General features: G+C 59.5%; 14 protein-coding genes. 5 read left to right on the top strand and 9 right to left on the bottom strand.

Annotated features, from left to right (window positions below; translation table 11 throughout):
- The first annotated feature begins 437 nt into the window (after window positions 1-437).
- Window positions 438-2,117 carry a S41 family peptidase gene (locus tag P12x_RS19465; RefSeq protein ID WP_435006290.1) on the top strand — a complete coding sequence of 560 codons (1,680 nt, stop codon included), beginning with the start codon at window positions 438-440 and terminating at the stop codon, window positions 2,115-2,117.
- A gap of 2,369 nt (window positions 2,118-4,486) precedes the next feature.
- On the opposite strand, the gene P12x_RS19460 is transcribed toward P12x_RS19465, so the two are convergent.
- The 4 genes from P12x_RS19460 to P12x_RS19445 all read right to left on the bottom strand — a co-directional run bounded on the left by P12x_RS19460 (window position 4,487) and on the right by P12x_RS19445 (window position 8,703).
- Window positions 4,487-4,735: a hypothetical protein gene (locus P12x_RS19460; protein ID WP_435006289.1), complete on the bottom strand. Its 249-nt coding sequence runs from the start codon at window positions 4,733-4,735 to the stop codon at window positions 4,487-4,489.
- 287 nt (window positions 4,736-5,022) lie between these two features.
- Window positions 5,023-6,495 (bottom strand): leucyl aminopeptidase, encoded by a 1,473-nt coding sequence (locus P12x_RS19455; RefSeq protein ID WP_435006288.1) that lies wholly within the window; start codon window positions 6,493-6,495, stop codon window positions 5,023-5,025.
- A 361-nt stretch (window positions 6,496-6,856) separates the two neighbouring features.
- Window positions 6,857-7,366 (bottom strand): pyridoxamine 5'-phosphate oxidase family protein, encoded by a 510-nt coding sequence (locus tag P12x_RS19450; protein WP_435006287.1) that lies wholly within the window; start codon window positions 7,364-7,366, stop codon window positions 6,857-6,859.
- Window positions 7,367-7,437: 71 nt separating this feature from the next.
- Window positions 7,438-8,703, bottom strand: a complete 1,266-nt coding sequence (locus P12x_RS19445) for a bifunctional UDP-N-acetylglucosamine diphosphorylase/glucosamine-1-phosphate N-acetyltransferase GlmU (RefSeq protein ID WP_435006286.1) — start codon at window positions 8,701-8,703, stop codon at window positions 7,438-7,440.
- A gap of 181 nt (window positions 8,704-8,884) precedes the next feature.
- Here P12x_RS19445 and gatC point away from each other — a divergent pair, with 181 nt between their 5' ends.
- From gatC to P12x_RS19425, 4 genes are all read left to right on the top strand, one after another.
- The gene (gene gatC / locus P12x_RS19440; RefSeq protein ID WP_435006284.1) at window positions 8,885-9,172 is read left to right on the top strand and encodes an Asp-tRNA(Asn)/Glu-tRNA(Gln) amidotransferase subunit GatC; all 288 of its coding nucleotides are present in this window, start codon (window positions 8,885-8,887) and stop codon (window positions 9,170-9,172) included.
- Window positions 9,173-9,249: 77 nt separating this feature from the next.
- Window positions 9,250-10,743, top strand: coding sequence for an Asp-tRNA(Asn)/Glu-tRNA(Gln) amidotransferase subunit GatA (gene gatA, locus P12x_RS19435; RefSeq protein WP_435006283.1), 1,494 nt, complete (start codon window positions 9,250-9,252; stop codon window positions 10,741-10,743).
- Window positions 10,744-10,847: 104 nt separating this feature from the next.
- On the top strand, window positions 10,848-12,323 hold the full coding sequence (gatB, locus tag P12x_RS19430; protein WP_435006282.1) for an Asp-tRNA(Asn)/Glu-tRNA(Gln) amidotransferase subunit GatB: 1,476 nt from the start codon (window positions 10,848-10,850) through the stop codon (window positions 12,321-12,323).
- A 30-nt stretch (window positions 12,324-12,353) separates the two neighbouring features.
- Complete coding sequence (locus tag P12x_RS19425) at window positions 12,354-13,229, top strand: sugar phosphate isomerase/epimerase family protein (RefSeq protein ID WP_435006281.1); 876 nt, start codon at window positions 12,354-12,356, stop codon at window positions 13,227-13,229.
- A 43-nt stretch (window positions 13,230-13,272) separates the two neighbouring features.
- Here the strand turns inward: P12x_RS19425 and P12x_RS19420 are convergent, their stop codons facing one another.
- The 5 genes from P12x_RS19420 to P12x_RS19400 all read right to left on the bottom strand — a co-directional run bounded on the left by P12x_RS19420 (window position 13,273) and on the right by P12x_RS19400 (window position 20,690).
- The gene (locus tag P12x_RS19420; protein WP_435006280.1) at window positions 13,273-13,752 is read right to left on the bottom strand and encodes a cupin domain-containing protein; all 480 of its coding nucleotides are present in this window, start codon (window positions 13,750-13,752) and stop codon (window positions 13,273-13,275) included.
- Between the two features lie 46 nt (window positions 13,753-13,798).
- Window positions 13,799-14,344 carry an adenylate/guanylate cyclase domain-containing protein gene (locus P12x_RS19415; RefSeq protein WP_435006279.1) on the bottom strand — a complete coding sequence of 182 codons (546 nt, stop codon included), beginning with the start codon at window positions 14,342-14,344 and terminating at the stop codon, window positions 13,799-13,801.
- Between the two features lie 250 nt (window positions 14,345-14,594).
- Window positions 14,595-15,989 carry an alkaline phosphatase family protein gene (locus P12x_RS19410; protein ID WP_435006277.1) on the bottom strand — a complete coding sequence of 465 codons (1,395 nt, stop codon included), beginning with the start codon at window positions 15,987-15,989 and terminating at the stop codon, window positions 14,595-14,597.
- A gap of 98 nt (window positions 15,990-16,087) precedes the next feature.
- Window positions 16,088-17,119 carry a cytochrome c biogenesis protein CcsA gene (gene ccsA, locus P12x_RS19405; RefSeq protein ID WP_435011694.1) on the bottom strand — a complete coding sequence of 344 codons (1,032 nt, stop codon included), beginning with the start codon at window positions 17,117-17,119 and terminating at the stop codon, window positions 16,088-16,090.
- A 1,582-nt stretch (window positions 17,120-18,701) separates the two neighbouring features.
- Window positions 18,702-20,690: a cytochrome c biogenesis protein ResB gene (locus P12x_RS19400; protein ID WP_435006275.1), complete on the bottom strand. Its 1,989-nt coding sequence runs from the start codon at window positions 20,688-20,690 to the stop codon at window positions 18,702-18,704.
- Between the last annotated feature and the right edge of the window lie 112 nt (window positions 20,691-20,802).

Genomic DNA, 20,802 nt, shown 5'->3' with positions numbered 1-20,802 from the left:
TTTGTAAAAATCACGATTTGGGCCGGTCGGACGAACGTCCGTCCCGGCCCGAATTCGATTTGTGACCCGGCGACACTCCTGTAAATTTTACGAACGGCGTGATAGTCCCCAAACTCGTGCCATCGAAGTCGATCGAGGTTGCCGGGCTGTGATATATTGATTGCGAGGGGTCTGGCTGGAGGCCAGGCCCTAGGCGAATCGAGCGGCTCGCTCCCGACTTTCCCGAGTTGGAGCGATCCACCGGCGAGCCCCCCTCTCAATGGATCGAGCAACTTTTCGAAATAGCAACTTCGGAGCGTTCGCGGATCAGTCGTGGTCGCCCTGGCTTGATCGGAGTAGTGTCGGTTCATTTGGAACCCTCGAACTCTCCGAGACTCACTCGCCACTTCGTAGCTGACCACGCCCGCCGACGTTCCTCAATGGGAGGATCGTCCGAAATGAAACTCCAGGCCATTCCACTCACGGGCTGGCTGACGCTGGCGATGTGGTTCGGATGCTACTCCCCATCCACTGGCCAAGCCAGCCCCCTCCGGGATGTCGCCCCTTCGGTCGAAGAGCCCGCCTCACCCGAAGACGCCTCCACCGTGTATGCTCGGGGTCTCGACCTCGAACGAGAGCACAAATGGTCGGCGGCGGCTCAGGTCTATCGAGAGGCGAAGATTCGATGGCCGAGTCGGCCCGAATTCACCCAGCGATATCGACTCGCCGAGATGCACTCGCGGCTGGCTCGCCGCTATCAGGACGCTAGCTTTCGAAACGTCCTGCTCCGTCTCGACCACGAAAAATCGTTCGACCTGTTCGATGAACTGATCGAGAGAATCGAGTCGCATTATGTGGACCCCGTCCCATTAGAGCCCCTGATCCGCCGGGGATACGACAATCTGGAAGTCGCGCTTCGCGATCCCCGATTTTCCTTCTTGGCCCTGAATGCGCCGGGAGCTTCTCCCGAAAGGATAACTTGGCTCCGCGAGCAACTTCGCGGTCGTCGCGATCGATTGAGCGTGCCTGATCGAGATTCGGCCCGAGACCAGGTTCTGGCGGCGTGCGAACTAGCACGTCAGGCCTTATCGATCCCGACGGCGGCGATCGTCCTGGAGTTCGTGTTCGGGTCGTGCGACGTCCTGGACGATTACACCTCGTACCTGACACCCAACAAACTCGACGACATGTTCGCGATGATCGATGGGAATTTCGTAGGCCTGGGCGTCGAATTGAAGCTCGACGACCAGGGGCTGAAACTTGTGGGAGTCCTTCGGGGCGGTCCGGCATCCGAGGCCGGGCTGAAGGCGGGCGACCGAATCGTGGCCGTGGGGGGGCAATCCGTCAAGGGACTCGGGCTGGATGAGGCAGCCGGTCGCCTGCAGGGAACAGAAGGGACGATCATTGATATATCCGTATTGCTGTCCGATGATTCAACGAGGAACCTGAAGCTAATCCGCCGTCATGTCGATGTCGAGAGCGTGGAGAAGGCCAGGATTGTCGAGCCGATATCGGGCGTTGGATATATCCAGCTCACCGGCTTCCAGAAGACTTCCACCGAGGAACTCGATCGGGCGATCGGCCGGCTCAGGCGAGAAGGTATGCGATATCTGGTCCTCGACCTTCGAGGGAATCCCGGCGGGTTGCTCAACGTCGCCGTAGACATCGCCGATCGATTCGTCGATCAGGGAATTATCGTATCCACCCGAGGCCGAGCCCCCGGGCAGACCCAGGTTTATCGGGCGAAACCCGACAAGCCCTATACCATGCCGGTGGCCATCCTGATCGATCGCGACAGTGCCAGCGCCAGCGAGATTCTAGCTGGGGCCCTCCAGGAACTGGGGCGTGCCGTTGTTATCGGAGATCGCAGTTATGGAAAAGGTTCGGTCCAAAGCATCTTCGAGCTTCGGTCTGCCCCGGCTGGCCTGAAGTTGACGACCGCCAAGTTCTACTCTCCCAGGAATCGCCCGTACAGCGAGCAGGGAGTGACTCCTGATGTTCAGGTCACCACACGAGCCAAGCCTACCTCCGATCAGTCGAGTGAATTGGAGCCGCAGGATTTTGGGAATCTGGAAACCGACCCGGTCCTCAGGATGGCCCTCCAACGGGCCCAACGTCAGCTCACTGCGAATCGCTAAAATATCGCCGCGCCCCGGGGACAAAGGTAGAACCGGGCCTCGTCTTTCTTGAGGCGGAAGGGAAGAGTGAGAACTCTTCCCTCAGTTCGTCATAGGAAACGATTAGATTTTGCCCTGCCCACATCAAGGGTTCCCTGAATGTCCAACTCGATTCCCAGGGCTACATCGAGGATCGACCCTGCGCCAGCTTGGACGGTCGTCACGGACGCACCTTTGCGAGGAATTACGCTCGCTCGCGAAACAGGCGCCGTCTTCGCGTGGGATGAAGCCGATCAACTGTACCGGATCGATCCTTGGGGAGAATTCCAATCGGTGGCTCGGGCGCCCGGCCGGATCATGGGCGCCGCGGCGAGCGATGACGGCACTCTGGTGGCCTTGCTCGGGGAGGGATCAAGGCTCTGGCTGCTCGATGGAGACTTTGAATTAATCCATGAACGATCGACGATTCCCGACCCGCTGGCCATCGCCGTAGACCCCCACGGCCGATATGTGGCGCTATCGTCCAAAATGAATGTCGTCCAATTTTACTCGCGATATGCAAAGCTAGCCGGCAAGTTCGAGACACGTCAACCTCTCTCGTCCATGCTGTTCGTACCCGATCGACCGTACCTGGTCGGCACCGGCTCCTTTGGTTCTGTTGCGGGATTCGAACTCGCGCCAAGGGGGCGGGCCTCGGCAATCGATGGCATCCTCGTCTGGGACGAAGCTTTGATGTCCTCGGTAGGACGCATGGCCCTGACCGGCGACGGTTCGATGATCCTGGTCGCTTGCTTTACCCACGGAGTCCAGCGGTTCGACCTCGATGGTCGGGGAGAAGGAGCTTACCACCTCGGCGGATCGGCCGGTCATGCCGTCCCCGATTTCGCAGGTCGGACAATCGCCGTTTTGACGCTCGAGGGGGAACTCGCCATCCTGAACGCGGCGGGGAACGTCAAGTGGCGATCCACGCTCAACCGCCCGGCCATCGCACTTGAGATCGATCCTCTGGGTCGTCACGTGGTCTACGGGCAGGCTACCGGAGAGATCGTTCGGCTCGATCTACAACCGAGAGGCCGACCGTCTCCTTCTCGAACTGCCGTTGTCGATCGTACTCCCGGCTCGAAATCCCGCATCGGTTCCGCCTCAGTCCGAGTTCCCGAATGGACGATCGAGGTAGTCCAGACCGAGGATCAAGCCGAATACGCCGTAATCGCCATCGTTGATGACCCATTAAGAATCGGGGTTATCAGTCAAAATAACCGTCTCGAACTTTTTTCAGATCGAGGTAAGAGGGTCGGACAGGCTCCCGAGATCGATGGAGTTGGAAGAATCCTCCGAACGGCACCCGGTTGGATCGCCGCTGCTACCGACCGTCGGATCATGCTTTGCGACCTCAGACAGAATACCGCCCAGAGGATCGACCTTAGTCTGGTCGAACTAACCCATCTTTCCATCTTGCCGGATACTTACGGGCTCGCCTTGGTCCAGGAACGCGACCGGATCGGACGATCGACGACTTCGGGTAGGTGGATCTGGCAAGCTGAGCTTGCTTCGCCCGTCGAAGATCTGGCAATCGATCCGGAGGGTTTTACCGCCGTGACGACGGAAGATGGCCGACTACGCATCTTCGATCCGACCGGCACCGCGATCGGCGGATCAACAGGAGAGGCATCCGACCCCTCGTTACTGCTCCCTGCTTCGCCCGGCTCTCCGATCGCCTGGTTGACCCTGAGCCGTCGGGCCCAGGTCCTGCGAGGCCACGAACGATCTGGAAGAGTAGCCTGGGAGTCGCCTGTACCCTGGGAGGCCTGGCAGTTGATCGGGGTCGACAAACTCGCTGTTGTTGTTGCTCCGGATGGCCGAAGTTTGGCGTTCGACCAGTCGGGACATGTTGTGATCCAGGGCCGGGCGGAAGGAGTACCCGACGCCTTTTGCCCGACATTCGATGGTCAGCCCCTACGAGTTATCCGCCAGGGAGTCCATCTCATTTGCACCGACCTTGGCGGCAGAGTGTCCTGGAGAGCGGTGGCTGAAGGACCGATCGGACCATTAGCGGCGAGCCGATCAGGAGTGGGCGTTCTGATCGGTAAATCGCTCGCCTGGTTCCCCATGAAAGAATCAGGCTGAACTAAATTGGAACGCGAAAGTGAGTAGAGGTTCACTTCCGCTTGAAGCAAATTAGCGAATTTGATACAAATCTGGTTCAGGTTTCCGTAGAATATCTTTGTCTGCTCGCTCTAAACCCCGCGCTTTCTATTAGCTTCTTCCTGAATTCATGATACCTCTGAACGCAGACTCGATCCCCTCAATCGGGATTGAAGCTGATGCGTTGATCGCCGACTAGGACTCCTACCGTCCCGGAGGATGCGATGGGTTCGTGTTGTACGTCCTTATCGGATCTGTCCAAGTCCAGCATTCGACTGAGCGTCCACGACCGAGGAGCCGTAGAGGCCCAGCGGCACAAGTGGATTGAGAGTGAGAAAGCGGGGAGAGATCTCGGAGAATGGGCGATCCGATGCTGGGTCCGCCAGCACTGGAACGGCTTTCTCCGGGAGAAGTGGCTCGAACATCTGGAAGGTCGAACCTTCTGGATCGAACTTGATCACGACGATTTCGGGCTGCTCCAGCGAGCCTTCCAAGACTCATCCCTCATTGGTGAAATCCTGGGAAGGCTGAAAGCAGGTCAAGAAAATCTGGACATCTTGAACTGGGCCATCGACTCAAGCCTTAACATGCGCGAGGTTCTCGAGATCCTGGAGTCACTCGATATCAACAGTCGTCGTATTGAATGTCTTCTCGAAACGCGACTCTCTCAGGCCAGTTGAATCCACCTTCCCTCCCACAACCCGTCTTCTCGTACATAACAATATCAACAGACCGGGGATAACTCCTCCGGCCGGTTGGTTACGATTGTTTCCCGTCCGACTTAAGATCGATGTGCTTCCTCGATCCAGCGAACTAGAGTTCGGACGAAACAACCGGTTCCGCCGGCATCACGGTTCGCATTCTCCGAGTCGATCCAACTCGGTCCGGCGATATCGAGATGGATCCAGGGTCGGTTGTCTACGAATTCTTGCAAGAACTTCGCGGCTGTAATGGCCCCGGCCCACTTACCTCCCACGTTTTTCAGATCCGCCACATTGCTCTTGAGCATCTCACGATAATCGTCATCGAGGGGCATCCTCCAGACGCGTTCACCAGAGGCTTGCGAAGCTCGGATCAATGTGTCGGTGAACGAGTCGTCGTTGGAAAAAAGTCCCGCCACCTTCGTTCCCAAAGCCACCATGCAGGCACCGGTCAGTGTGGCCAGGTCGAGAATGATCGATGGCTTTTGCTCGGCGGCGTAACTCAAGGCGTCGGCGAGGATCAGACGCCCTTCCGCGTCGGTGTTCAGGACCTCCACGGTCCTTCCGTTGCGCATGCTCAGCACATCGCCGAGTCGCATTGCCCGACCATTGATCATATTCTCGGTCAGGGCCAGATATCCCACCACGTTGACCTCGAGACCGAGTTGGGCGATCGCCGACATGGTGGACAGCACGACCGCCGCTCCAGTCATGTCGCTCTTCATGTCCTCCATGGAAGCGCTTGGCTTGAGCGAGAGACCACCCGAGTCGAATGTGACGCCCTTGCCGACCAGCGCCACAGTTGGTAACTCTCCCCCTTTGCGGTATTCCAGGATTACAAAAGTCGGGGGCTCATCAGAACCGGAGGCCACACCGAGTAGTCCGCCGAAACGCTCGGCTTTGATCCGAGCCGCATCCCAGACCGTGACCCCAAGCCCAACGGATTTGCCAACTTCGCGTGCTCGTTCGGCGAGCGTTAAGGGGCTTTTTTCCGCGGGAGGGGTATTGACCAGATCTCGAGCAAGATTGACCGCATTTCCTACGACCACGCCACGAGAAACCGCAGAGTCGAGTTCCTTGGGAGTAACGGACGATCCGACAATTGTCAGGGCACCGAAGGGATGACGCGAGGTCTCCGTCTTTCTAAGATCCGCCGCTCTCGTTCCGACAATCAGACCTTCGACCAGAGCGGAGGGATCGCCGCTATCGGGGATGGAAACCGCGACATGATCCCTAGGACGGCTGGCCAACTTCTTGCCGAGGGCGACCCCAGCAGCAAAGGCCGCCCCGCCGTCATATTTGTCCTGAGCCCCGAGACCATATGTGATGATCGAACGGGTTCCGAAATTATTGTCGGAAAACCCGAGAAGCATGGAGAGGTCGCCAACGGATCGTGAAAGATCCTTGCTCTCGATCAATCGACCTAGTAACTCCGCCAGGGAAGTCCCAGTGAGTGCAACCGGCCAGGCATCGTCGCCATCGAAAAGTCCGATCGCCAGGACGTCGGCGGATACCATTTGGAGCGGATCCCGGGTGACCTGGACTTTCATCATCGATTCCTGCTAAAGCACAAGTTGCCGAGCGGGCGGCAAACCTGCATCTGGGTCATCGTCATTTCCGTCGCATCGTATCTCAAATTTGGCGGTGGTTGCAAACGATCTTGTTCACGGACTCCCCAGCGATTATGCCACTTAATGCTTGCGGGATCGAAGCTAGTTGCAAATGGCCGGGCTCTCGTTGAGCGAGGCCATGAAAAGTGGGCCAGATCAACCCAGACTCACACTCCGAGAGAGCATGGCATTCAGGGGGCAAATCGTGCCCAATCCCAAAAAGTCTAAGCACACGCTCAACAGGATCAGTCCAAACCCCGGGACTATAATGATGCTTGATCGATGCATCGGAGTGAACGATCGATCAGAGCGAGACCTTTTCGTGTTCACCCGGATCCGGGGTTGTCCCGGTGTTAACGCCTTTCACCAGGTCGACAGGATAGGCAACGTTACTGGACGGAGCATCCCAGAATTCAGCCTTGGTCACATCGACCCGAAGAAGAATCAGATCGGGATCTTCGAGTCCTTTGGGAAACCAAGCCTGATATCGAGGATCCCAGAGTTCTTCGGATTTCTTCGGATCACGGACGAGGATCGCCATCCCGGAAACTGATACATACTTATTCTTCTCAGGAGAGGCATAACTCAAATTGACGTGCTTGTCGTGCTGGACTTCACCAACCTTGGGAGTATCGAACTTGGTGAAGAACCAGAGGACACCATCAAAGTTCTTCCCGAAATCCTGATGAGTCGCCATCGGACGACTCCGGAGCGAGCCATCCGGCTCGATCGTCGTGAGCATCGCGAATTGAATGTCGTGGATCACCTGGCCGAGTTTCTTCACGGCGTGATCATGGGTGTTGGACTCGATCATGATCATGGCTCCTGAGGGGATTGCTGGAATCCGACCGACTCAGGTGCAAGATCCATACCGATCAGATGGCCTCAATCCCGATGATGCTCGTGAGGACGGGCGGGGATACCTACGACCGTCTGACCATCGGCAACATCATGATACCGAGTGACAACCGCCCCGGCACCGACCAATGCATTGGCACCAACCATGACCGGGGCGACCAGGATCGAACCGGCCCCCAGGGAAGCGTCCTCTCCGATAACGGTTTCATGCTTCTTTTGTCCATCAAAATTCGCGGTGATTACACCAGCTCCGACATTGACCCTCGGCCCTATACTCGCATTTCCAAGATAGGCCAGATGGCGGGCCCTGGCCCCGGTCTCCAGGTGTGAGCGACTCACCTCGACGAAGGCCCCGACCTCGGCCCCGTCATCCAGAATTGTACCGTCCCGGAGATGAGCGAATGGGCCAACCCGGCATCCTACGCCAACCCGAACCGAGCCAGTGATCACGGAGAAGGGCAGAATTACCGAGTCGCGTCCGATTTGCGCTCGAGCGTCGATGTAGGTGTTCCTGGGGTCGAGGATGCTCACTCCCTCTTCCATCAGTCGTTCCTGGATTCTCGACTGAAGCAGGGCGTGTGCCTGGGCTAGATGCTGGCGAGTGTTCACGCCAAGAATGTCGTCGGGCTCCAGGCAAGGGAGCGCGACCACCTTACGGCCCATCGATTGGAGAAGATCCGGGGCATCGGTCAGATAGTACTCACCCTGAGCATTACCGGTATCGAGCTGATCCAGCGCGTCCCAAAGCCCCGGCAACTGGAAGACGTAACAGCTCGGATTGACCTCGGAGATCGCCCGTTCCTCGGGGCTGCAATCGCGTTCCTCGACGATCCGGAGGAAGCGACCGGCCCCGTCCCGGAGGATTCGACCGAAACCGGTAGGGTCTGGCACGATGGCCGTCCCGAGTAGACAAGCGGCGTCCTCTTCCTCACGACGTGCCAGGAGATTGGCCAACGGCTCGGGCCGTATCAGAGGTTCGTCGCCGACCAAGACTAAGGCGGGGCCGCTGTAGTCTCCGAGCAGTGATCGGCAGGCCCGGACGGCATCCCCCGTTCCCAGTTGCCTCTCCTGAGCCGCAAACCGGATACCAGGCTCGTCGGCAAGTGAGGCTTGTACCTGTTCGGCGCCGTACCCCACAACCACAACGATCGTCCTGGCTCCGGCCCCTCGAACCGCATCCACGACATAACGGATCATCGGTTGGCCGCAGACCTCGTGCAAGACCTTTGCCCGCTCCGACTTCATCCTCTTGCCGTGTCCGGCTGCCAGGATGATCGCCACAGGTCCTTGCATCGCGTCGAGTCCCCAATTCATTCCGGAAAGCGACTTTGGGCGGACTTCACCCTTGGTCATGGGCCGTGATTTTACGGGGGGAGTGTAGTAACCGTCAAACCGAACCAAACCTTGAATCACGACGCGGCATCTGGCAGACTGATCTCGCGTCGATTAGTTTCGTGAGCCGGAGCTAGCATTCATGAGCCTAACGGCGGACGAAGTGGCCAAGGTGGCATTGCTGGCCCGACTGAGACTGGAGCCGACCGAGCTGGCAACTTTCACCGACCAGCTCAATTCGATCGTAGGATTTGTCGAGCTACTCGGCGAGCTCGACACGACCGGGGTTGAGCCGCTAGCCCATGGCGTCGAGGTTCGCAACGTATTTCGAGACGACGTCGAGCAGCCCTCACTCGCCCGAGAAGACGCACTTGCCAACGCTCCGCAACGCAACACGGAGAGCTTCCTCGTGCCGGCCGTCCTCGATTAGACGGCGGAACTGGTCCAACGCCACCCATTAGAATCTTCCTGAACACACACACCGATGGCCCTGAGTCCTCACCGATCATGGATCTGACCCGCTCGACCGCCTGCGTTTTGATCGCCCGGATGAACGAGGGGTCCGTGACGGCCGAAGAGGTGACTCGCGCCTACCTCGATCGTGCCGACCACCTTGAGAGCAAGGTCAAGGCCTTCCTCCATCGCGATGCCGAACCCGCGCTGGCGAAGGCCCGCGATGTCGATGCTCGACGTCAGGCCGGCCAACCCGTCGGTGCTCTGGCCGGTGTGCCGATCGCGTTGAAGGACGTACTCTGTACCCGGGGTGTCCCGACGACCTGCGCAAGCCGGATGCTCCAGGGATTCCGGCCACCCTATGACGCAACGGTGATCGAACGGCTTGCCGCGGCCGATGCCATACCGATCGGTAAGACGAACATGGACGAGTTTGCCATGGGTTCGTCGACCGAAAACAGCGCCTTCGGCCCGACGAGTAATCCCTGGGATCTCGAACGAATCCCCGGAGGTTCGTCCGGCGGTTCGGCAGCCGCCGTCGCCGCCGACTTCGCGCCAATCTCACTCGGATCCGACACCGGAGGGTCGATCCGCCAACCCGCCGCACTCTGCGGGATCGTCGGACTCAAGCCTACATACGGACGAGTCAGTCGTTACGGCCTGATCGCTTTCGCCAGCTCACTCGACCAGATTGGCCCCTTTTCGCACGACCTAGCCGATACGGCGCTTCTCTTGAAGGTGATCTCGGGCCAGGACCCTCGAGACGCGACCAGTGTCGACGTGCCGGTGCCCGACTATCCTTCCACGCTCGATACGCCTCCCGATTCGCTTCGGATCGGCCTGGTTCGCGAATTCTTCGGGGAGGGTCTGGATTCCGAGGTCGAAGCGGCAATTCGCGAGGCCGTCCGCGTCTATGAGGCCGCCGGTGCGACGGTTCGCGAGGTTTCGCTCCCGCACTCGAAATATGGAGCCCCAGCCTACTACCTGGTTGCTCCCGCCGAATGCTCGAGCAATCTCGCTCGCTATGACGGGACGATCTTCGGACACCGGGCTCAGGACTTTTCCCCTCGATCACCGGAAGAAGAATCGTTGCCGCCACTGATCCGGATGATGATGGCCAGCCGCGCCGAAGGGTTCGGCCCCGAGGTCAAGCGAAGGATCATGCTCGGGACCTTCGCCCTTTCGGCCGGCTATGCCGACCAGTATTACAACCAGGCCCTCAAGGTTCGCCGGCTGATTCGCAACGATTTCGACGCAGCGTTCCGGGACGTAGATATCCTCGTCGGACCGACCACCCCGACTGCTGCCTTCAAATTCGGCGAGAAGACGGCTGATCCGCTCGCGATGTACCTCTCCGACATCTACACGATCACTACCAATCTCGCCGGAATTCCCGGGCTCAGTATTCCCTGCGGATTGACCAAATCGGGCCTCCCGATCGGCCTTCAGTTGCTGGCTCCCGCTTTTGCCGAGGAGAAACTCCTCCAGACCGCCCGAGTCTTCGAAAGGGCGACCGATTGGCATACGAAACGGCCTAACCTCTCCTGATCCCTAGTTTCGTCTTCATTCGCCAGAAATACCGAGCACTGGCCTTCCGCACCCGCGAGCCCCGAGGCCGGGACAAGTCGCGAGATTCCCTGGGACGCACGTCCATGAGCTATACGATCGTCATCGGCCTTGAAGTTCATGTCCAGCTCACGACCGAGAGCAAGATGTTCGCGTCGTGCGGCACCAAGTTCGGACTCCCGCCAAATACGCAAACCGACCCCGTCTCGCTGGGCTTGCCCGGCACTCTGCCCGTCATGAACGGAAAAGCCTTCGAGTTGGCACTGAAAACGGCGGTTGCCCTCCACGCGGAGATCGCCGGTTTCACCAAGTGGGATCGGAAGAATTACTACTATCCCGACCTCCCCAAGAACTATCAGATCAGCCAGTACGACCTCCCATTCAGTACCGGAGGCTGGCTGGAGATCCCGGTCCAGAAGGATGGCTCGGGGGGTGGGCGTTGTCGCCTGACTCGCGTCCACCTCGAGGAAGACACGGGCAAGCTGACCCACGGAGCAGGCGGGTTCTCCGAGGTCGACCTGAATCGCGCGGGCATTCCGCTGATGGAGATCGTCAGCGAGCCGGAAATTCGGTCTCCGCAGGACGCCAAGGCCTGTTTGGAAGAACTCCGGCTCACGCTGCGCTATCTCGGCGTCTCCGATTGCGAAATGCAAGAGGGAAGCCTCCGATGCGATGCCAATGTGAACATCCACATCGAGAAGGATGGCAAGACGATCGCCACGCCGATCGTTGAAATCAAGAATTTGAATAGCTTCCGATCGGTGGAACGTTCGATCGCCTACGAGGCCGAACGACAATTCGCGCGATGGAAGGAAGACGGCAAGACGATCAAGGATGCTCCGAAGCAAACTCGGGGGTGGAGCGACCCCGAAGGAATCACCAAACCGCAACGTGAGAAGGAAACGGCGGCCGACTACCGCTATTTCCCCGAGCCCGACCTCGTCCCGGTCGTGGTCGACGAGGCCTGGGTGGCCCGGGTCCGCGCCTCGATCGGAGAACTCCCGGCGGAGCGTCGGAGGCGATTCTCCTCCGAATATGGTCTCTCAGATTACGACGCGAACGTCCTGGTCGAGCAGGGTCAAGACGTGGCCGACTACTTCGACGCGGTGGCCAAGGCGACCGGAGCCTACAAACTGGCCAGCAACTGGGTCCAGCAGGAGATCCTCCGGATCGTCAAGGAACGAAAGATACCGATCGGCGAATGTCCCGTCGGCCCGGCAGCTTTGGCCGATCTGATCAACCGGGTCGGGCGATCGGAGTTGAACACGAACCAGGGGCGTGAGGTCCTCGCAAAGATGATCGAGACGGGCGACTCCGCCGAATCGGTCATCGAGACCGGAGGCTTCCGGATGGTCTCCGACCGGGACGCGATCGCCGCGGCGGTCGAGTCCGCGTTGGCGTCCAATCCCAAGGCGCTCGAAGACCTCAAGGGCGGCAAGAAGAAGCCCGAGGCGGTCAGAGGGTTTCTTCGAGGTCAGGTCATGAAGCAAACCGGCGGAAAGGCCGACCCCGCTCTCGTGGGCGAGGTCCTCGACGCCAGGCTGGCCGAGCTGGCCGGCTGATCTAACAACGCCCTCCAGACGGGAGCCGCCATGTACGAGATCGACCGCAGGAGCTTGCTGATGGTCGCCGGAGCGACCCTGGCCTCGGCAACGTTCGCCGTCCCTCGAGCCGTCGCCCGAGAGGGTAAACCGCCCTGGAAGAAGGCGTTCATGCTCGGCGGACTCTCCAAGGGTCCGGTTCTCGACCAGTTCAAATTGCTCAGAGATGCCGGATTCGAAGGTGTCGAACTCTTGAGTCCGAACGGTTTCGACCTCGACGAAGTGCTCAAGGCCCGGGATGAAACCGGCCTCGTGATCCACGGGATTTCGGGATCCGTCCATTGGAATTCGCCGCTCTCCAGCCCCGACCCATCGGTAGTCGAGAAAGGGTTGGCGGCGATCCGCAAATCGATCTCCGATTGCAAGTCGTATGGAGGTACGACCGTCCTCCTCGTGCCCGCCGTGGTCAATCCTCAGGTGTCTCACCGCGAGGCTTACGCCCGGTCTCAGGAAAATATTCGAAAGGTGATTCCCGAGGCCGAAGCGGCCGGGATCAAGATTGCCATCGAAGAGGTCTGGAACAAGTTCCTGCTGAGCGCCCCAGAGTTCGCCCGCTACGTCGATGAATTCAAAACGCCCGCGGTCGGTGCCTACTTCGACGTGGGCAACGTCGTCGAGTACGGCTATCCGCAGGAGTGGATCCGCGAGCTGGGCAAGCGGATTTTGAAGATCCACATCAAGGAATATGCCAAGTCGAAGCGATTCTCGTACCCTCTCGGAGAAGGTGAAATCGACTGGCCCGCGGTTCGATCGGCCTTGATTGACATCGGTTATGAGGGCTGGATCACCGCCGAGGTTGGTCTCGGTGACCTGGCAGTCATGAAAGATGTGGTCGCTCGGATGGACAAGATCCTCGGTCTTGCCTGATCGAGGGACGACCCGCGATGGCCGAGGATCGGTCGGCCATCGTTTACTTTCCGACTTTACCCGCCCACTTGATGAAGTAGAAGATAATCGGCGTCTTGCCGGTATTGACGATTCCATGCGGGACGTTGGGGGTCGTGTACATCACCGAGCCGGGCCCCACCTCGGTGATCTTGCCATCGACTTCGATCTCTCCGTTCCCCTGCTCGATCACCATGATCTCTTCTTCGGGATGTGTGTGGGGCGGATGAGGAGTCTTCCCCGCATCGAGGACCAACCGACCGGTCACGAAGTTGGTGCTCTCCGGGGTGTCTCCGGCCAGGTAGATCCCCAGCTTACCGACGACGTCCCCTCGGTCGCTGTAGTCCGCCATCTTGACCTGATCGAGAGTGATCGTCTGCGACTTCAGAGGCGCCTTATCCTGGGCCAAGGAGCGCTCTCGGCTTGCCCAGCCGACTGCCAGGCTCATCGAAGCCATGCCCAGGATCATCGTCGAGAGGCGGGGTCGAGCGAAATTTAATGCCATCGGTCAATTCCTTGGAGAGAGTGAGGAGAGTGGGGGTCCTGGCCTATCAAGCGAGTAATGGACCGACGGATTCAGAGGGAAGAATTTCCCGTCCGTCCGGGTGGAGCTTGGCTCGAAACAGATAGCTGGCGATCTCCATCCCACTCACGGTATGCGCCGCCGGATCGAAGCGATAAAGACCTTCGGGAATAGCATCGAAGGCAGCCTTGGTGAGGAGGATTTCCGAGGGTCCAGCCAGATCCTCACCGAGCTTACATGCGGTGTTCAACTCGCAGCCGAACAGGTCGTCATCCCCAATCAGTAGGCTCGGACCGAAACCAATCCCGACGCTCCCGAGGATGTCGTTTTCGCTGGAGGTCACCCCATTCATGGCGTCGAATCCCCGGAAAATATCGAGGGCTGCTTCGAGCGCCACAACCGGTTCATCAAACACCGCAAATATATTATCGGCTTCTTGCTTGACCACTCTTCCGCCATTGCCTTCGATCGCCGGTCGTGCGGCGATCGCCATCCGGGCAATCATCGCGAGATAATGGATGATCCCGTGCTTCTGGGAGATTCGCGAGAACCCGACCATATCCAGGACCAACACGGCGACCGTCCGCTCGAAGGCTTCTCGAATCCGGTCGTCGATCTCCTGGGCCCGCTCTATCTCGTGGTTCCGTTGGGCCAGCAAATGGCGGAGCAATGCGCGGCCCGTCGGGCTTTGTGGGTCAGACGGCGTATTCATGGTGCAACTCCGACCAGGAGTGGTTCGGATGACTGTCGAGACTGGGAATCAACTTATTAAATTCGATACCCATTTTCTACAATTTAGGGTCAATCCCTTCGGCTACGGGAGGTCAGTCCGGGAATAGGGCCCTGAGCAAGATCCGATGCAAATCCGTCGTCCGGAGGGCCTGATCTCCTTCGGGCTCCGGGCCGTCCCCGAGCAAGACGGGTCGATCTTCGTCGTGTCCCGCCGGAATTCCATGACTACCTCGCACCAGGGAAGGGTCGAGAGGGATCACGTCGAATAGCGTCCGGAAACCAAGCTTCTTTCGTAGGAGTCGTGTGGCCAGATAGATTTTGGGTGCCCGAAGTTGAGGATCGAGGAATAGCTCGCAGGGATCGTATCCCGGTTTCCGGTGGATGTCGACTGTCCTGGCATAGTCGGGTGCACGATCCTCATCGAGCCAGAATGGATAAGCAAACCAGGCGTCAGGCTGCGAGAGGGCCACGATCTCACCCGACCTGGGATGGTCCAGTCCAACCTCATGACGAGCCTCACCCGTGAATAGTCGATCGACCCCTTCTTCGGCCGACAATACTTCGAGGACCCTTGGAATGTCTTCCGAGTCGTGCACGTGGACATGTGCCACTTGATGATCACAAACGGCGAATGCCCGGCTGCTCAAAGGATCGAAGATCTCTCCGAAAGGACCGGGACGGACGGAGAGAAGTCCGGCTTTTCTCAGTACTCGATTGAGGAGTACCGGCGTCGAGACGTCGCAATGTCCATACTCGCTGACCACCCAGATCCGGGCTCCAGCCTGGCGGGCCTGGTCGAGTAGGGGGGCGCAAGCGTCGTCCAGTTCCCGGACCAGTCGCGGCAAGTCGGAGCCTGAAGGGCCGAATTTTTGAGGGTCGTAGTCCAGATGGGGGAGATAGACCAGGGTGAGATCGGGCCGCTCATCGCGGAGAACGCTCGCCGCGCATTGACTGATCCAGGACGTGCAGGGTAGCCCGGCGGACGGTCCCCAGAATGTGTGAAACGGGAATCGCCCCAGCTCCGATTCGAGGCGATCCGTCAGACTGTCGGGCGTCCCGGCGATCCCGAAGGCCTTGTTGCCATCGGCCGCGTAATACGGCTTGGGAGTGACGCTCAGGTCTACGGCCGCACCTTGATTGAACCACCAGAACAACTTGGCGGTCTTGAAGGGACGTCCCCTCTCCCTGGCCATCCGTCGGGCTGTCACGTAGATCGGTTCCGCCTGGATGAGCGCATTCGACTGCTGCCAGAATCGAACCTCGGCGGTGTCACGGAAATACCAACCATTCCCGACCACTCCGTGACCTTCAGGAGATCGCCCTGTCAGGATACTCGCCTGGGCCGTACAGGTCACCGCAGGAACGACCTCGCAAAGTGATCTGTGCCAGCCTGATTCCGCCAAGGCTTTCAGCCGAGGGGCCATCGAAAGTAGCCGACCCGTCAGGCCAACCGCGTTGATGAGAACGATCGGGGAGGAGTTACTCAAAGCTCACCTGACTTCCCTGGTCATCGGGAAACGAGCAGGCCCGGCCCTCCGAATTTCGAAGGCCGGGCCCTGGATCACGTTGTTGGCTTCGTTTTGGATCAGGCTGTCAGGCTCGGGACGCGAGAGGAAATCCGCCTACGCCAGAAAGCCCCGCTCGCGAACGAGAGGAGGACCAGCGTTGCCACGGCCACGGTCCCCTGCGATCCCCCCTCGGTAAACCCGTAGCTATGGAGCCCAACCCCAAGCACGAAGTTCACGCCGTACCAGGCCATCAGGACCGACAGGAAGCAGACCACCGACGCCATCACCAACCAAAAGGTGTTCACCCAACCGGCGAATCGACCATGGAGCGGGATCAGATAAACCAGCAGGGTGATCAAAGCCCAGACTTCTTTCGGATCCCAGCCCCAAAACCGGCCCCAGGAGACGTCGGCCCACCATCCGCCGAGGAAGGTCCCGGCCGCTACAAGAAGGATACCGACCTGCATCGATCGGTAGATGAAATTGGTGATCGGCTTGATCCTGGCCGCCGTGGCTTGCATCGCCAGGGCTCGAGCGTCGGACTTGGATACGACGGTGGCCGAAGGCTCCGAGCCGGCGAGAGCCGCCTCGTCGAGGTCCACCTTATCGCGGAAGATGGCCCGATTCACGATCTCCCCGAGCACCGAGAACAAAGCCGTCGCAATCATGGTGAAGCCGATCGCCCCAATCGCATACATACTGTAGAGGCTGAATCGTTCCGACCAGGCCGGAGAACCCAGGCGACTGGCCCAGGCGGTCGCCCCGTAGTAGCCCAGACCCAGTAAGGGGAAACCGGGCAGAAGTGGCGAAGCCAGTTCGAAGAAGCTGGCCGATCTCTTATAGGTCGCCGTCAGGTAGAGCGAGGTCGCCGCCACGCCCAATCCCATGGCCAGGGCAAACGCCGCGTAGCTGGAGACGATCGTCAGGACGTGGATCGTGAGCCAGTAGTTACTCCGGAGGACCGGAGGAAGCTGCGGGATGTCCGGATCGAGCATCGGGACAGTCGCGGCGAGTGCGGTGCAGACCATCGCCACACCGGCACCGGCCAGCGCGGCGTAGGTTTTCCGGTAAATCGCCTCCAGGACCAGGCCCAGGATCGCTGTGATCATACCGACCCAAATCACCGTCTCGTACATGTTGGTGACGGGTGCCCATCCCGAGATCTTGATCCGGAGGAAGAAACCATAAGCCTCCAGCCCGATCCCTGCGGCGAATGCGGCGATCCCGGTGAGATAGAGCCCTCGGCCCAGTTTGCCGAAGAGACCTTCCATTTTCATCGAGACGCCGAAATTGGTCACGACCAGGCTAAAGATAAGAGTCAGGAGGGCCAAACCATAGGCGATGGGAGCCTTGAAGAACGGGGCAAGGTCATTGAAGTGGACTTCGAGGGCCATTGCGCCTGGCGTAGGATAGAAGTCAGCATTGATGGATCGTCCCAGATCACCCGAGGCTTCTACCAGCCCCAGTGCGGGCTCGACGCTGGCCCGGCCCGGATTGACGATTTCCTCATCTTCCATCGCCTTCAAGGCTTTTCGGAAAGCCTCGACCTTGGCCGCAGGGAATCCAGCCTTGGCCAGTTCCTCGACAGGGACGTCACGGATGACGCCGAGGGGCACCCAGGCCGACTTTTCCTTCAGCCATCGAGTGTAGTTGGCGTCAAAGGTCGGGTCAGTCCCGGGCATCGCCCGATCCTTGCTCGGCAGGTCGTTGAGATACTTATGAAGGGTATTCGCCGCCTCGAGTTCCAGGGGTTCCAGACTTCTCGGGCCTTGCTCCTCGGCTTTCTTGTAGGCCTGGGCGGAGTACTCGAGTGTAGCCGGCGAGGCCGGGTGGGGGGTGACCAGGAGCGGGACCGCGCTGAAGGTTTCCTTGTCGCGAATCGCACGATAATGGGCGAGCATCATTCCGACATCGAAAGCTTTCTGCTCGACATCAGTTAGCTTCGGTTTGCCCGAACGCATACCTCCCGCCCCTTGGGCTCGGCGGGTCAGTTCATCGAGGTAGACCATGAAAGGGGTATGCGTACCCTCGACGATGACCTCGGCACTTTCGAGGTCCTCCGGCGATAGCCACTTGGTCTCCTCGCCCACCTTAATGGCCAGTTCCAGCAATTTCTTCGCGTCTTCCTCGGCAAGTTTGCTTTCGATGACGGCGTTCCGGAGCTCCTTGCCATCGACCTCGGGCTGGTCGGCCAACTTCTTGAGTCGGGCCCGATCGGCCTCGGAGGTGGAGGCTTTACCTACAACCTCCTCGATCGAGTGCTTGATCTCGTCGGCAAGGATAAATCGCTTGAGCGGCAGATATTCGACTGCGATGATCGGCTGTGAATCCCAGAATTTGGGGCGAACCGACCAGTCGAAGAACGCGGCCACCGGTGACCAACTCGTGACGGTGAGTCCATCCTCGCTGGTCAGTTTGATCGTCTCTCGCGTGTAAATCGACTTGATTTCTTCGCGGGCCACGGTGTCGATCGGCTTCTGACGCCCTTCGTGCATCATGGGCAAGGTGCCCAGGATCTCATAGGCACGAGAATAGCCGACCGACTCTTTCTTGACCTTCTCGGCCGCCGTGGTCTCGGGGGTGATCGCCAGGATGGTCGAGGTGACGACCAGGCCGAGGCCGATCCAATGACGTCTAGAAAGCATGGGGCTGAACTCCCGGCCGTCCCGGCCACGGGTAAATTTCGGTGAATCAGAGGGGCTCGGCGTCTTCGATCGGGGGTTCGACCGAAACCAGGTCGGCCTGGCCGGACTTGGCTGCAAGTCTCTTGCGAGCTTTCTCCGCGGCCCGTTCGCGCTGACGATGACCCCCGTCCGTGAAGATTCCGGCTCGCATGTAGAACTGGACGAAGGCACCGAGCACGACGATGATGCAGCCGGCGTAAATCATCTCGCGGGCCGGATTTTTGGCCACCTGGAAGACGGAGACGAACTCGCCCGTTTCCTGGCCGGTCTTCGGGTCGCGATATCGCGAATAGCTCGTCTGGAAGAACCTCCAGCCCTTGTGGTCGAGGGTGTGGTTCATGTAGATCGAGACGGGCTTTTCCTTGATCCCGGCCGCCTCATCGGAGAGCGTCACCTCGCTCCGATAGCTCGAAGCGGTCGAGGTCCCTGGATCGAAACCGACGTCGAAGTCGTTGAGCTTGAGCGAGAAGCCCAAATCCATGTGATCGACGTCGAAGGCCACCTCGTACATCGAGTCGGGGAATGTGACCGTCCGGTAGGAAGGATCGAAAGTCGGGGATTTCTGAAGCCAGACATCCTTCGTGACGCCATTGACGGTCATCTCGGCGAGCACGGCGGCCAGGCCATCATCCTTCTTATTGGGTGGCATGTCGATCGACTCGAAGATCTCCTTCTCGACGCCAGCCTGGAGGAACTCCTCCACGGAAAAAGTCATCGTCATCGGCGAGACCGAATTCCCACCGAAGGCCGTGACTTCCTCGCCGGGCTTGATGAGCCCGGCGACCCGGACCTTGGCCGGGTTCCCACGCTCGAAGACCCGGTAAGCGACGCGGCCCTGGTTGTCTCCCATAATTTCGATCTGGCCATACCGCTGGTTCACCTGAGGATCGACGATCGGCGGGTAGAAGTAAGAGACGTGAAGGAGGGCAGGGGGTGGCTGGGCGCCAGCCTCCTCGGAATCCGGGACCGTGGTCGGGGCCATCGGGAGTCCGGCGTAGCCATTATGCTTGATCTCGGGACCGTCCCCCTTCTTCACAAGGAACTGGACGATGTGGATCATCTCCTCGCCGAGAGATCGGCGAATCCGTGGGCTCTCGATCGATTCGTGATCGACCTTGGAGAAGGTGGCGGTCAGGTCGCTCTCGGGAAGAGGGATCACCTGGCCCGGCTTTGCGTCGTCAAGTTTGACCTCAACTGTGCGAATCTTACCGGACTTGTCGGTATAGATGAGCCGAGCCACGCCCTCCTTGCCGGGGTCGGCAGGGGGGTTGGCGAAATCATCGAGCAGTTCGGGGCGATCGACGAAGGAGAAAATGAACTGGGCCGGGCCGGCTCGTCGGAAGACCCGGGGAACTCCCTCGGGTCGGGTGGCGAACCATCGATCCTCGTCCGATGTGAAGACGTCGACCGGCTCTTTCCCCCCGGGCGGGATGACCTTGGGTCGGAGCTTGATCATGGGCGTGCCGGAAGGATCGGCCTCATACAGAGTCCGAGGGGCAGACGCCGAGTAATATCGTTTGATCGCCAGCTTGAACGGATCTTTCTCGCCCGAAACCACCTCGAACCGTCCGGGTTCCCAGTCGAACGCCCCCGGTCGGAAGGGCAGGGTGTACTCGCCCTGGGACTGGCCGCTATGCGGATCGATCGGCTTGACGTAGAGGACCGGCTTGTGGTTTCGGACGAGCTTGCTCGATCGTTCCCCCTCGCGCATGCCGACCATACCCTCGTCGGCGGTCTGGGCGGCCCACCACGATCCTCCGATGACGATCAGGAGTCCGACGTGAGTAATGACGAAACCCGTCTGACGCTTTGTCCAGGGATATCGAATGAGGGCCGCACATAGGACATTCAGGCCCAGGAACGCCATAAGTAAGGCAAAGCCGCGAGTCTGATAAATGTACTCATTGGCCGCGTTCATCCCATAGTCGCTGTTGAACTTGGTGCCGAACGCGAGCGTGGCCGCCAGGGTGGCCAGGCAAATCACGGCCAATTTCAATGAGGCCAGGAATCGAAACGTGGAATCTATCGCCCGAACTAGGAACGAACTTTTCGCTATGGAGTTCGACCCTGGATCGCGAGGCGGAGGATTGACGGAAGGCTTCTTGGTG

It is taken from the genome of Tundrisphaera lichenicola, from assembly GCF_051175385.1.
Classification (GTDB): domain Bacteria; phylum Planctomycetota; class Planctomycetia; order Isosphaerales; family Isosphaeraceae; genus Tundrisphaera; species Tundrisphaera lichenicola.
This window is presented reverse-complemented; position numbering and strand designations above follow the sequence as displayed.

Bases quoted from the DNA above. Each gene is read 5' to 3' on its own strand.
- P12x_RS19420 (WP_435006280.1), bottom strand. From the start codon at position 13,752: ATGGCATTAAATTTCGCTCGACCCCGCCTCTCGACGATGATCCTGGGC.
- gatA (WP_435006283.1), top strand. From the start codon at position 9,250: ATGGATCTGACCCGCTCGACCGCCTGCGTTTTGATCGCCCGGATGAAC.
- ccsA (WP_435011694.1), bottom strand. From the start codon at position 17,119: ATGATCACAGCGATCCTGGGCCTGGTCCTGGAGGCGATTTACCGGAAA.
- P12x_RS19455 (WP_435006288.1), bottom strand. From the start codon at position 6,495: ATGATGAAAGTCCAGGTCACCCGGGATCCGCTCCAAATGGTATCCGCC.
- P12x_RS19465 (WP_435006290.1), top strand. From the start codon at position 438: ATGAAACTCCAGGCCATTCCACTCACGGGCTGGCTGACGCTGGCGATG.
- gatB (WP_435006282.1), top strand. From the start codon at position 10,848: ATGAGCTATACGATCGTCATCGGCCTTGAAGTTCATGTCCAGCTCACG.
- P12x_RS19450 (WP_435006287.1), bottom strand. From the start codon at position 7,366: ATGATCGAGTCCAACACCCATGATCACGCCGTGAAGAAACTCGGCCAG.
- gatC (WP_435006284.1), top strand. From the start codon at position 8,885: ATGAGCCTAACGGCGGACGAAGTGGCCAAGGTGGCATTGCTGGCCCGA.
- P12x_RS19425 (WP_435006281.1), top strand. From the start codon at position 12,354: ATGTACGAGATCGACCGCAGGAGCTTGCTGATGGTCGCCGGAGCGACC.
- P12x_RS19445 (WP_435006286.1), bottom strand. From the start codon at position 8,703: ATGCAAGGACCTGTGGCGATCATCCTGGCAGCCGGACACGGCAAGAGG.